Source organism: Tenggerimyces flavus (assembly GCF_016907715.1).
Lineage (GTDB): Bacteria > Actinomycetota > Actinomycetes > Propionibacteriales > Actinopolymorphaceae > Tenggerimyces > Tenggerimyces flavus.
The window spans coordinates 6,165,099-6,177,443 of the sequence record NZ_JAFBCM010000001.1; the positions used below are offsets into that span (position 1 = coordinate 6,165,099).

The following is a 12,345-nucleotide window of genomic DNA, read 5'->3' on the forward strand; positions in this document are numbered from 1 at the left end:
GTCCAGGGCGGGCGAACAGCAGTTGAACTACTGCACGCAGGGGTTGCCTTGGGGGTGGGCCGTCGTGCCGGCGACGCCGGCGCGGGCCTCGCCGAGCACGACGCTGCCGAGCAGGGTCTGCAGGTCGACGGCCCGTTGGGTGACGCCGGTGGCGGTCGTGGTGGTGCTGTTCAGCTTGAGCGTGCCGAGCAGGAGCGGAACGGTCACCGGCTGGCTGCCGACCGGGATGGCGATGCCGTTGACCTTGAGCGCTCCGATGCTCGAGCTGCCGCGGTGGGTGGGTGTCGCCCCGGCACAGCTGGTGCTGGCCGTGGCATTGACGGCGCCGAGCTCGATCGTCAGGCCGATCGTGCTGAGCTTGGTGGTGCCGACCTGCGCGGTGGCCTGGGCTTCGCCATCTGCCGCCTGGGTGGTGACCCGTGGGGTTGCGGCCTGGATCCTCAGCAAGCCGAGGTTGACGTTGAGGCCGGCGCTCTGCCTCGCGTCGTTCACGCAAGGGGTGAACGGGGCGTTGGCGGTCAGGCTGAGGACGTTCGCCCGGCAGCCGAACACGCCGTTCCGGTCGTCGTCTCGGATCGTGCCGGTCCCCTGGCCGTCCTGGATCGTCGCGCCCTCGGGGCTGGACAGCTGAAGGGTGAACGTCTCGTCGAGCTCGTCGACCGCGTCCTGCACGGTGGAGACCGCGATCTGCTTGGTCGTCTCGCCCGCGGCGAAGGTGACGACGCCGCTCCCCGCGACGAAGTCGCCCGGCGCTGCCGCCGTCCCGTTCGCCGTGGCGTAGCGCACCGTGGCGGGTCCGCTGGCCGGTCGATCCAACGACACCGTGAACGTCGCCGCGCCGCCCTCAGCCGTCGAGGCGTCGCCGACGCTCAGCGCAGGTGGGATCTCCACGTCGTCGTTGACGATCGTGCCGACGCCCTGGCCGTCGGCGATCGTCGCGCCCGTGGCTGCGGACAGGTTGACGGTGAACGTCTCGTCCGGCTCCACCGCCGTGTCACCGACCACCGGCACGTTGAACGTGGCCGACGTGCTGCCGGCCGGGATCGTCACCTGGCCGGCCGAGTCCGTGTAGTCCCCCGGCGCCACCGCGGAACCGTCCGCGGTCTCGTAGCCCACCGACACCGGACCGGTGGCGACGCGGTCCAGCCGAACCGCGAACGTCGCCGCCGTCGTCCCCGTATCGCCCTCGTCGACCGACACGTCGCCCACGCTCAGCGCGGGCTGGAGCTCCCGGTCATCGTCGACGATCGTCCCCACACCCTGTCCGTCGGCGATGGTCGCGCCCGTGGCTGCGGACAGGTTGACGGTGAACGTCTCGTCCGGTTCCACCGCCGTGTCACCCACCACGGGCACGACGATCTGCTGGCTGATCGCACCCGGCGCGAACGTCACCTCACCACTCGTGGCAACGAAGTCACTCGGCGCCGTCGCCGTGCCATCAGAGGTGGTAAACCGCACCGTCACCGGCTCCGGACTCGCCTCATCGAGCGTCACCGCGAACGTCGCCGACGTCGTACCCGAATCGCCCTCCGGCACGGACACATCGCCAATCGACAACCCAGCAGGCGAACCCTCACGATCGTCATCGACGATCGTCCCCACACCCTGCCCGTCGGCGATGGTCGCCCCGACGGCCTCGGACACGTTCACGGTGAACGTCTCGTCCGGCTCCACAGCCGTGTCACCCACCACCGGCACGACGATCTGCTGGCTGACCGCACCCGGCGCGAAAATCACCTCACCACTCGTGGCGACGAAGTCCCCCGGCGCAGTCGCCGTGCCATCGGCGGTGGAGAAGCGCACCGTCACCGGCTCCGGACTCGCCTCATCGAGCGTCACCGCGAACGTCGCCGACGACACCCCCGAATCCCCTTCCGGCACAGACACATCGCCGATCCGGAGATTCGTCGACTGTCCCGGCACGTCCACGGTGATCGACTGGGTGTAGCCGGTCGAGACTCCGTTGATCCGGTAGTCGACCGCGCACCCGTACGTTCCCGGCGCCGCGTCCGCGCGGACGCCGATCGTCTGCTGGAACACCGCGTTGGCACCGCTGGGCACCGTCGACGTGGACGGGGAGAACCCCACGGTCAGGGCCGGGTCGCACGAAGTGACGGTGGGCGCGACGATCACGTCCAGCGCACGGATCCCGTCCAGCAGCCCCTGGGCAACGGCGTTCGCGGCGGTCGGCGGAAGGAGCTCACCCCTGGTCGCCGCGGTGAGGGCCGAGGCCTGTCCGAGGGCGTCGAGACCGCCACCAGCGCCGTCGGTGAGCGGGACCGCCACGACCCGAATACCCTGCGCCTGGAGAGCCTGAATCGCGTCCTGCTGGGTGTGTCCCATGCTCGGGTCATGGGAACGCGCGTCGCCGAACCAGGCGACGATGCGCGTCGTGTTCGGGCGGAACGCGAACGCGTCCGTGCCGATCCGGTAGTGCGCGTTGATGAAATCGGTCCACGGCGCCCCGCCGCCTCCGACGTTGAGCAGCCAGTCGTCGACACCGTTCGCGACCGCGTTCTCGTCGCTCGTCAACGGAGTGTTGACGTGGAACGCCCGGGTGTTGCGCTGCTCCTTGTACTCCGCGACCGCGAACTGCGCCTCGGGCTGCGCGGCCTTCACCTCGCCGACGATGCGCCGAATGTTCTGGCTCACGTTCGCCAGCACCGGCTGCATGCTGCCGGTGGTGTCCGCCAGGAGCACGATGTCCGGCCTGGGAGCGGTCGGCGGCGTCGTCACCGTCGCGGCGATCGTCTGGCTCTCGCCGGACCCGAGCGTCAGGTCCACGGTCGCGGGGTCGATGCCGGGCGCGGCCGCGGCGGGCGACGCCGGGACGACCACGAGGCTCAGGGCGGCGGCGAGCACGAGACAGACAGCACGCGGCAAAGTACGCATGGCCGGCAAGTTAGGCGCGCCCGCCACCCGTGCCTATCCGTCAAATGACGTATTCGCGTCCTTCAGCACCACCGCACGTCCCGCCTCCAGGCGCGCGGCCGGCACCCGGAACGGGGAGCAGGACACGTAGTCCAGGCCCACCTCGGCGAAGAAGTGCACGCTCTCCGGGTCGCCGCCGTGCTCGCCGCAGACGCCGATCTTGAGGTCCGGCCGAGCCGCCCGACCCGCGCGGGTCGCGTACCGCACCAGCTCTCCCACGCCCTCCACGTCGATCGACTCGAACGGCGAGACGCCGAAGATCCCGCGCTCCAAGTACGCAGAGAAGAACGCGCCCTCGACGTCGTCGCGGCTGAACCCCCATGTGGTCTGGGTGAGGTCGTTCGTCCCGAACGAGAAGAACTCCGCCGCCTCCGCGATCCGACCAGCGGTCAACGCGGCTCGGGGCAGCTCGATCATCGTGCCGATCGGGATCTTGAGCTCCACGCCGGTCCGTTCCCGCACCGATGCGAGCACCTTGACGGTCTCGTCGCGGATCAGCTCGAGCTCCTGCACCGCGCCGACGAGCGGGATCATCACCTCGGGAACGGGATTGCCGCCGGCCTCGATGCGCGTCGCCGCCGCTTCGGCGATTGCCCTGACCTGCATGGTGAAAAGGCCTGGAACGACGAGCCCGAGCCGTACGCCGCGCAGCCCGAGCATCGGGTTCTGCTCGTGCAGCTTGTGCACCGCCTGCAGCAGCCGGAGGTCGCCCTCGTGCGCGTCGCCGGTCGCCTCGGCGACGGCGACGCGGACGGACAGCTCGGTGATGTCCGGCAGGAACTCGTGCAGCGGCGGGTCGAGCAGCCGTACGGTCACCGGCAGCCCGTCCATGGCCTCCAGGATCCCGACGAAGTCGTCCCGCTGCAGCGGCAACAGCGTCGCCAGCACGTCTTCTCGCTCCTCGTCGCTGTCGGCGAGGATCAACCGCTCGATGTACTTGCGCCGCTCGCCGAGGAACATGTGCTCGGTCCGGCACAGGCCCACGCCCTCCGCGCCCATCCGGCGGGCCCGCGCGGAGTCCTCGGGGGTGTCGGAGTTCGCACGTACGCGCATGATCCGCCGATCGTCGGCCAGCGTCATCATCCGGTGAACGGCGGCCACCAACTCGTCCGCGTCGGGCTCGATCTCGCGCTCGAAGTACCGCACCACCGGCGAGTCGACGACCGGAACCTCGCCGAGGTACACCTCGCCGTTCGTCCCGTCGATCGAGATCACGTCGCCCTCGTCGACCGTGATGCCGCCCGGCGCGGTGAACTGCCGCTGCTTGGTGTCGATGTCGAGCTTGTCCGCACCGCAAACGCAGGTCTTGCCCATCCCGCGCGCCACGACCGCCGCGTGCGACGTCTTGCCGCCGCGGCTGGTCAGGATGCCCTGGGCGGCGATCATGCCGCCGAGGTCGTCTGGGTTGGTCTCGCGCCGGCACAGGATGACCTTCTCCCCCGACCGCGACCACTTGATCGCCGTGTACGAGTCGAAGACGGCCCGGCCGACCGCCGCCCCCGGCGAGGCGTTCATGCCGGTCGCGATCCGCTTCTTCTCGGCGTCGCTGTCGAACCGCGGGAACATCAGCTGCGCGAGCTGGGCACCGTCGACGCGCCGGAGCGCCTCGTCCTCGTCGATCAGGCCCTGGTCGATGAGCTGCGTGGCGATGCGGAACGCGGCCGCCGCCGTACGTTTGCCGACCCGAGTCTGCAACATCCACAGCTTGCCGCGCTCGATCGTGAACTCGATGTCGCACAGGTCGAGGTAGTGGTTCTCCAAGATCTCCATGATCTCGAGCAGCTGGTCGTAGCTCTGCTTGTCGATGCCCTCGAGATCGGCGAGCGGAACGGTGTTGCGGATGCCCGCGACGACGTCCTCGCCCTGCGCGTTCTGCAGGTAGTCGCCGTAGATGCCCTGCGCGCCGCTCGCGGGATCGCGGGTGAACGCGACGCCGGTGCCGGAGTCGGGACCGAGGTTGCCGAACACCATCGCGACGATGTTGACCGCGGTGCCGAGGTCGGTGGGGATGCGTTCCTGCCGTCGGTACAGGATCGCGCGCGGCGCGTTCCAGCTCTCGAAGACGGCGCGCACCGCGAGGTCGAGCTGCTCGCGCGGGTCCTGCGGGAAGTCGCGGCCGGAGTGCTGCTCGACGAGCTGTTTGAACGTCTCGACCAGCTCGCGCAACGCGTCCGCGTCGAGGTCGACGTCGTTCGCCACGCCGGCACGACTTTTCGCTTCCTCCAAAGCGGATTCGAACGCTTCGCCGTCGATGTCGAGAACGGTCTTGCCGAACATCTGCAGCAGCCGCCGGTAGGAGTCCCAGGCGAAGCGTTCGTCGTTCGCCTGCGTGGCGAGGCCGTGCACGGACTCGTCGTTGAGCCCGACGTTGAGAACGGTCTCCATCATGCCGGGCATCGAGAACTTCGCGCCGGACCGCACCGACACCAGCAGCGGATCGGCAGGCTGGCCGAGCTGTTTGCCGCGTTCCTTCTCCAGGGCGGTGAGGTGCTCGGAGATCTCGTCGCGCAGCCCGTCGGGTTCGTCGCCCGTCTCGAGGTAGGCGCGACAGGCCTCCGTGCTGATCGTGAAGCCTGGTGGGACAGGCAGGCCGAGGTTCGTCATCTCGGCGAGGTTGGCGCCCTTCCCGCCGAGCAGGTCCTTCATGCCCTTGTTGCCTTCGGAGAAGTCGTACACGTACGTGGGCACGGCCAGCTCCTTCCCGTGACAGGTTCTCGCTACGTGGGATGCCCCGTAACCGGGGTGAACACACGTCGCTCCTCGCGCAACCGCTGCCGGGCGCGCTTGACCGCGGGGTGAACGGGCATGGGAACGGCCTTGAGAGCGGTGCGCACGGCCTTGAGCGTGAGCGTGGTCGTGAAGTCCGTCGTGGGAAGGACGGGCACGCCGTACATGCGGCGCGCCCAGCCGGGCATGCTCGCGAACGCGAGCACGATCAGGCCCGGGGTGCCGAGCTTGAGGAATGCGAGATTCTTGGGTAGCGGCGGGTTGAACGTGTTTCGCAAGCCCTGCTTGGCCTCGTCGCTCGCATAGAGCTTTGGCCGCAGCCCGTCGAAGTAGTCGGCGAGCTCTCCGCGCGACTTCGGCACGCTGTCGTACGGGATGCCGACCACCTCGGCGGCCCGCCGCTGCTCGTCGACGTACTGGTCGGCGTCCCTGTCGTTGTCGAGGATGCCGGAGCGGCCCGCGATGTCGACGTAGGAGTCGATCTCACCGCAGTGCACCCAGAGCAGGCTGTCGACCTCGTCGAGCCGGAACGTCTCGTCGGTGTCCGGGTCGTACCCGGTGAGGCTCTCGTGGATGTCGCGCACACGCCGGGCCAGCCGTTCGACCTCGTCGGTGCTACCGAACGTCCGCACGGTCACGAACTCGGTCGTGCGCAGGAACCTCGCCCACGCCTTCTTGCGGTCGAACAGCGCGGAGTTCTGATACGTGGCGCGCATCACGCGCGCGTTCAGGGACTGCAGGAAGAGGGCGCGGAAGCCGGCGACCCAGAGGATCGGATCGACGTGGACCCGCCAGGTGACCGATCGGGGTCCGAACAGGCCTTCGTCCATGAGCTGAACGTACGCCGCCGTCCCTGCCCGGTCCATGGCCCGCGAACGTCACGCTCGTCACGTTCGCTAACGCGTGACGGGCGGAGCAGGTGGGGAGACGGTGTGCAGGAACGACACCAGGTCGTCGGTCGTGTAGCCCGCGACACCGGCTCGGTGCGCGGCCATCAGGAGGAGCTGGCCGGTGATCGCCGCGCCGTGCCCGTCCGTTCCGTCGTCGGACCATTCCCAGAGCTTCTCCACGCCCAGGTCGTTCAGCAGGAAGCCGTGCTCGGCCCGGACCTCCGCGCACACCTCGCGCACCGCGTCCAGCAGCCTGGGCGCCTCGCGCCGGCAGTTCAGCCCGAACATGCCGTCGAAGTCGGCCGGTACGCAGCCGGCCGGAGGGGAGGCCTTCACGGCGTCGTAACGGGGATCCTCGAACCGCGGCGGCAGCTCGTCGACCGGGCAGTGGAGGAGGACGAAGTCATGCACGGGCATAGCCGCACAGACTACGCCTCCGAGGGGTGAGCCCGCGCCCAGAAGCACGGCACGGGCTCCCCGTCAGCGGGTGCTCATGGACGCGCGGTCTCCCAGGCCACCGTCGCGTCGATGATCGCCTGCGCATCCGCGCCGGCCAGTGCCCGCGCCGCGGCGGCGGGCGGCTTGTCGTACACCTGGTGCAGCGTCCGGTCGCCGTCCTCGACGACGTACGACCGCCGCGTGAACGCCGGCACGCCCTCCGACCGAACGGTCGGCAGGCAACGGAAGTCGGCCCGCAGTTCGTCCCGCGAGATCGTCGTCCGCACATACCCGCGCAGGTTGTTGTAGAACTTCAGGTGCGGGTTGATCTGCAGGAACGGGTGGTCGGCCGGGTTGGAGTCGCCGCCGTCACCGCCCGACGTGATCGACGAGCACACCAGCTCCGTCCCCACCGAGGGGCCGGTCGGGTCGTCGTAGTCGGTCTTCAGCTCCGAAGCCCAGTGCGCGTGCACGTCGCCGGTCAGCACGACCGGGTTGCGTACGTCGGCGTCCAGCCAGCCCTGCGTGATCCGCGACCGCGACGCCACGTACCCGTCCCACGAGTCCATGCTCGTCACCTTCAACGGACCCGCGTTGTTGTCGCGCTGCGCGAAGAACACCTGCTGGCCGATCACGTCCCACCGCGCCCGCGAGCGGTGGAAGCCGTCGATCAGCCACTCCTCCTGCTTTCCGCCGGTGATCGAGCGGGCCGGGTCGACCGCGGCCGAGCAGTCCTTGTAGCCGTCGTTGCAGCCTTGGTCGTCGCGGTACTGGCGGGTGTCGAGCATGTGGAAGTTGGCCAGCTTGCCCCAGCGGATCCGCCGATACAGCTGCATGTCGATGCCGCGCGGGATCGACGTACGGCGCAGCGGCATGTTCTCGTAGTAGGCCTTGAACGCGGCCGCGCGCCGAGTCAGGAACGCCTCGCCGGCGGGCGTCTGAGTGCCGGCCTCGGGCGACTCGTCCGCCCAGTTGTTCTCGAGCTCGTGGTCGTCCCACACGACGAGCCACGGCGCGATCGCGTGCGCCGCCTGCAGGTGCGGGTCGGTCTTGTACTGGGCGTGCCGCTGCCGGTACGTCTCCAGCGTGATCGTCTCGGGACCTTCGTGGTCGCGCACGTTCCCACCGGGCGCGACGTAGGCGTTCTTCGTGTACTCGTACTGGTAGTCGCCGAGGTGCAGGATCAGGTCGGGCTCGTCGGCGGCGAGCGCGCCGTACGCGGTGAACAGGCCGTGCTCGTACTGGCTGCAGGAGACGAAGCTCATCTCCAGCTTGCTGCCCCAGTCGTTCGGGTGCGGGGCGGTCCGCGTGCGCGCGGTCACGGTCACGTACGGGCCGACCCGGAACCGGTACCAGTACTCGCGGTCGTCCTGCAGGTGAGTCAGCTCGACGTGCACGGTGTGGCCGTGCTCGGGGCGGGCGATCGCCGTGCCCTGGCGGACGACGTGGCGGAACCGCTCGTCCTTCGCGAGCTGCCAGCGGACCGGCACGGACTCGTTCGGCATGCCGCCGAGCCCGTCCTCGGCGAGCGGCGTGGGGGCGAGGCGGGTCCACAGGACGACGCCGTCGGGGCTGGGGTCGCCGGACGCGACGCCGAGCGTGAACGGGTTCTGGCGCAGGTAGCTGGGCTTGGCGCCCGCGCTCGCGATCTCTGGCAAGGCTGGCAGCGCGAGCAGCGAGCCGGCGGCGAGGCCGCCGACGACGAACGTACGACGGCCAAGCGCCGATGTGGGCTGGGACAAAATGCACCTCCGCGGGAGATTCGGCTCGCGGGCCACGATTGCCCCAGCAGGTGAGGGAATGGCAACGGGCGGATGGCCAGCAGTGTCGAGTCCCGACCGGCTTCGGACAGGCGACCTCGCTGCTGGGGCTATTGCCGTGCGCGGAGTCCGTCCATGATCAGCTCGACGATCCGCTTCGCCCGCGCCTCGCCGTCGTTCGCCGGGTCGAGGCGCCAGAGCACGCTGAGCTGGAGCAGGACGTCCTCCGGGTCGATCCCCTTCTTGAGCGTGCCCGCCTCGACACCCGCGTCGAGCAGCTGCCGGATCGCGCCGACGAAGGGTCCGTAGTACTCGGCGTCGTTCACCGCCGCGTGGATCACCTCCGACATGCCGTACTTCATCCGCCCGTACCTCGCGACCTCCGCGAACCAGGCCCGCAGCGCCTCCAGCGGCTTCCGCTCGGTGAGCAACGCCGGGACGAGCTGGATCAGCCGTTCGATGTGGTGCCGGTAGAGCGCGACGATCAGCGACTCGCGGGTCGGGAAATGCCGGTAGAGCGTGCCGATGCCCACGCCGGCCTGCTTGGCCACGGCGGAGAGCGAGGCGTCGGCCGACTTCGCGAACGACACACGGGCGGCGGCGAGCAGGCGTTCGCGGTTCTGGACGGCGTCCGCGCGAGCCACGGGTGACGCTCCTTCCTTGCGAACCGGAGGGGGCTCCGGTAACGTCTCGATCGTAACGGAGGGCTCTCCGTTTCATCCTATACAGGAGATGTCGATGAACGAGCTGGTCCTGGTCACCGGAGGCACCGGGTATGTCGCGGGGTGGTGCATCGCGGCGCTGCTCGAGCGCGGGTACGAGGTGCGGACGACCCTCCGTTCGACGAACCGGGAGGCGGCCGTCCGCGAGGCGGTCGGGGCGAGCGACCGGCTGGGGTTCGCGGTCGCCGACCTTACCTCCGACGAGGGCTGGGCGGAGGCGATGAAGGACGTCGACTACGTGCTGCACGTCGCGTCGCCGCTGGGCATCAGCCAGACCGACGGCCCGGACACGATCGTAGAGACGGCCCGCGAGGGCACCCTCCGGGTGCTGCGCGCGGCGGTCGCGGCCGGGGTGAAGCGGGTCGTGATGACGTCGGCGGCGAACGCGGCGAGCCCGTCGTCGTACAACACCGAAGGCGTGACCGACGAGACGTTGTGGACCGACCCGGACGACCCGACGCTGATCCCGTACCGGCGGTCGAAGACCGCGGCCGAGCGCGCGGCGTGGGACTACATCCGCGACCACGGCGGTACGACGGAGCTGACGACCGTGCTGCCCGGCGCGGTGTTCGGGCCGATCCTCGCGACCAGCACGATCGGCTCGGTGGCGATCGTGCAGCGGATGCTCGCCGGCCGGACGCCGGGCGTTCCCCGCATCGGACTGGAGGTCGTCGACGTCCGCGACCTCGCCGACCTGCACGTGCGTGCGATGACGGCTCCGGAGGCGGCGGGCGAGCGGTTCCTGGGGACGGGCGAGTTCCTGTGGATGCGCGACCTGGCGGTGACGCTGCGGGACGGGCTCGGCCGCAAGGTCCCGACCCGACAGCTCCCGGACTTCGTCGTCCGCCTCGCCGCGCGGTTCGACCCGTCGCTGCGCGAGATCACCGTGTCGCTCGGCCGCCGGCACCGGCACAGCATCGGCAAGGCGAAGCGCGTGCTCGGCTGGCAGCCCCGCCCCGCGGCCGAGACCGTCCTCGACTGCGGCCGAAGCCTCATCGAGCACAACGCCGTTTAGCCCGACCCACCCCGCCGCGTGATCATGTACGTGATCGTGAAGCCAAACTGGTCGTATACGCCGGGTTTGCCTTCATGATCACGTACATGATCACTCCGCTCAGTTGACCGCGTTGGCTGCGGCGACGAGGAGTGCCTTGCTCTGTTGGGCGATGAAGGCCGGATCGGTGCTGTAGACGTCGAACGACTCGACCAGCGAACGCGCCAGGTCGTGCGCCGCGGCCGGGTCGCGCTCACCCAGGATGCGCAGCAGCTCGTAGTCCTCATGGCCGTCCCGCGTCGCGATGCCGCGCACCGAGCTCCGCACCGTGGTGTTCGCCGGGTCGGGATAGACGATGTAGCCGTCACCGGGCCGCGGCTCGCCGCCGCCCGTTCCGGTGTAGCCCGACTCGGCCCACGCGTTGTAACCCCAGTGGAAGAAACCGGTGATCCCGTACCGGTAGTTGCCCCACGCGATCAGCTTCGCGGTCGACGGCGCCTGCAGGGTCATCCGGTCGAGCCAGCCGTCCGCCGGATCGGAGCAGAAGCCGCAGGTGTAGCTCCACACCTGCTCGCCGAGCTCCTGGCGGCCGCCGTACCAACCGTCGGCGTCCTCGAACTCCTGCACGCTCGGGATCCAGATGTCGACGCTCCCCACGTAGTCGGTCGAGCGTCCGTTGATCGCGTCCTGGATCGTCGAGATCGGGCCGAAGTACGAGCGGTACAGCGCCACCAGGTCCGCGTAGTTGGACGGGTTCGACGGCTCGTCGCTGATCGTCTGGTACCACCGCGCGGTCCAGCCCTTGGCGTCCAGATGGGCTTTGAGGGCTGGGATGTACGCGTTCAGCCATCGGTTCGCGTCCACCGAGCCGACGGCGGCTTGGCCGATCTTCCCACTACTGTTGATGATCCAGACCTTGTTCGATCCACCGGGCCCAGCGTTGAGCAGCGGGTTGCCGCGGAACGTCGTGACCGCGCCGTGCGCGAGGAAGCGTTCGATGAACTGGTCGAAGCGGCTCCAGTCGAACGTGTACTGCCCGTTCACGAGCCGGCTGCCGCCGTCGAGCACGAGGTCGATGGAGACGTGCAACTGGTTGTGGCGTTGGGCTTTCATCTCCTCGGCGATGTTGTCCATCAGCGTCCACCACTGCGGCGAGTAGCGCGGGTACCGGTACTTGTCCCAGATCTCGTCGGCGATGATCCCACCGTCGGAGTCGGCGTAGCCGTTCATGAAGACGCTCCACGTACCGGAGACGTACTCGCTGTCGGCCGGGTCGGGAATCTCGACCGCGTACACCGTGAGTGCGATCGGCACGACCTTCTCGCCGGCGGTGGTGTGGACGGTGGCGTTGCCGCTGTACGGGCCTGCCGCTTGGCCGCGCGGCACGTCCACGGTCAACCAGATGCCCTGCGTCGCGTTCGCACCCACCGCGACCGTCGGGTCGTTGCTGAGCGGATCGGGGTGCCCGCCACCGTTGCCGTCGGCGTCGTAGTACTGCTGGAGCTTGAAGCTCAGGTTGCCGCGGCCGAGCGTCGCCGGCCCGGCGAGGTCGGTGAACGTGACGCCGGTGACCGTGAACGCGGCGGTGTGCCTGAGTAACACCTGTGCCGACTGCCGTTCGTTGCGCGCGGCGTCCCAGCTGATCGACGTCGCCGCGCCCGCCGGGCGGGGCGTGGGCTGAAGGATCTGTTCGAACGCGTTCGCCGTCCACACCTCGGGCCCCGCGGCGTACGCCGGACCACTCATGGCCGCGACCAGGATCAACCCGAGCCCCACCGTCCACACTGCCGCTGCCCGTCGCATATGCCCTCCCGCTGATTCGACTGGTCTCCGTCATTATTACGGCGGGATCGGCCGTCGAGTCAGCAAGAAGCGGTGGACAC

The 12,345-nt window shown here is 69.5% G+C and carries 8 protein-coding genes; 1 reads left to right on the forward strand and 7 read right to left on the reverse strand.

The genetic code is table 11. The annotated features are described in order from the left end of the window. Positions 1 to 27: 27 nt before the first annotated feature. The 6 genes from JOD67_RS29005 to JOD67_RS29030 all read right to left on the reverse strand — a co-directional run bounded on the left by JOD67_RS29005 (position 28) and on the right by JOD67_RS29030 (position 9,390). Positions 28 to 2,892, reverse strand: coding sequence for a choice-of-anchor P family protein (locus JOD67_RS29005; protein WP_205120879.1), 2,865 nt, complete (start codon positions 2,890 to 2,892; stop codon positions 28 to 30). 33 nt (positions 2,893 to 2,925) lie between these two features. Next, the gene (gene ppdK / locus JOD67_RS29010) at positions 2,926 to 5,619 is read right to left on the reverse strand and encodes a pyruvate, phosphate dikinase (protein ID WP_205120880.1); all 2,694 of its coding nucleotides are present in this window, start codon (positions 5,617 to 5,619) and stop codon (positions 2,926 to 2,928) included. Between the two features lie 29 nt (positions 5,620 to 5,648). Next, a complete protein-coding gene (locus JOD67_RS29015; protein WP_205120881.1) occupies positions 5,649 to 6,488 on the reverse strand; it encodes an oxygenase MpaB family protein in 840 nt (279 codons plus the stop codon). A 66-nt stretch (positions 6,489 to 6,554) separates the two neighbouring features. Then, positions 6,555 to 6,965: a hypothetical protein gene (locus tag JOD67_RS29020; protein ID WP_205120882.1), complete on the reverse strand. Its 411-nt coding sequence runs from the start codon at positions 6,963 to 6,965 to the stop codon at positions 6,555 to 6,557. Between the two features lie 74 nt (positions 6,966 to 7,039). Next, positions 7,040 to 8,728: an alkaline phosphatase D family protein gene (locus tag JOD67_RS29025; protein WP_239554090.1), complete on the reverse strand. Its 1,689-nt coding sequence runs from the start codon at positions 8,726 to 8,728 to the stop codon at positions 7,040 to 7,042. 128 nt (positions 8,729 to 8,856) lie between these two features. Next, the gene (locus JOD67_RS29030; protein WP_205120883.1) at positions 8,857 to 9,390 is read right to left on the reverse strand and encodes a TetR/AcrR family transcriptional regulator; all 534 of its coding nucleotides are present in this window, start codon (positions 9,388 to 9,390) and stop codon (positions 8,857 to 8,859) included. Positions 9,391 to 9,484: 94 nt separating this feature from the next. Between JOD67_RS29030 and JOD67_RS29035 the strand changes: the two genes are divergently transcribed. Beyond that, positions 9,485 to 10,483 carry an NAD-dependent epimerase/dehydratase family protein gene (locus tag JOD67_RS29035; protein ID WP_205120884.1) on the forward strand — a complete coding sequence of 333 codons (999 nt, stop codon included), beginning with the start codon at positions 9,485 to 9,487 and terminating at the stop codon, positions 10,481 to 10,483. Between the two features lie 99 nt (positions 10,484 to 10,582). Here JOD67_RS29035 and JOD67_RS29040 read toward each other — a convergent pair whose 3' ends face one another. Further along, on the reverse strand, positions 10,583 to 12,265 hold the full coding sequence (locus JOD67_RS29040; protein ID WP_205120885.1) for a DUF4091 domain-containing protein: 1,683 nt from the start codon (positions 12,263 to 12,265) through the stop codon (positions 10,583 to 10,585). Positions 12,266 to 12,345 lie beyond the last annotated feature (80 nt).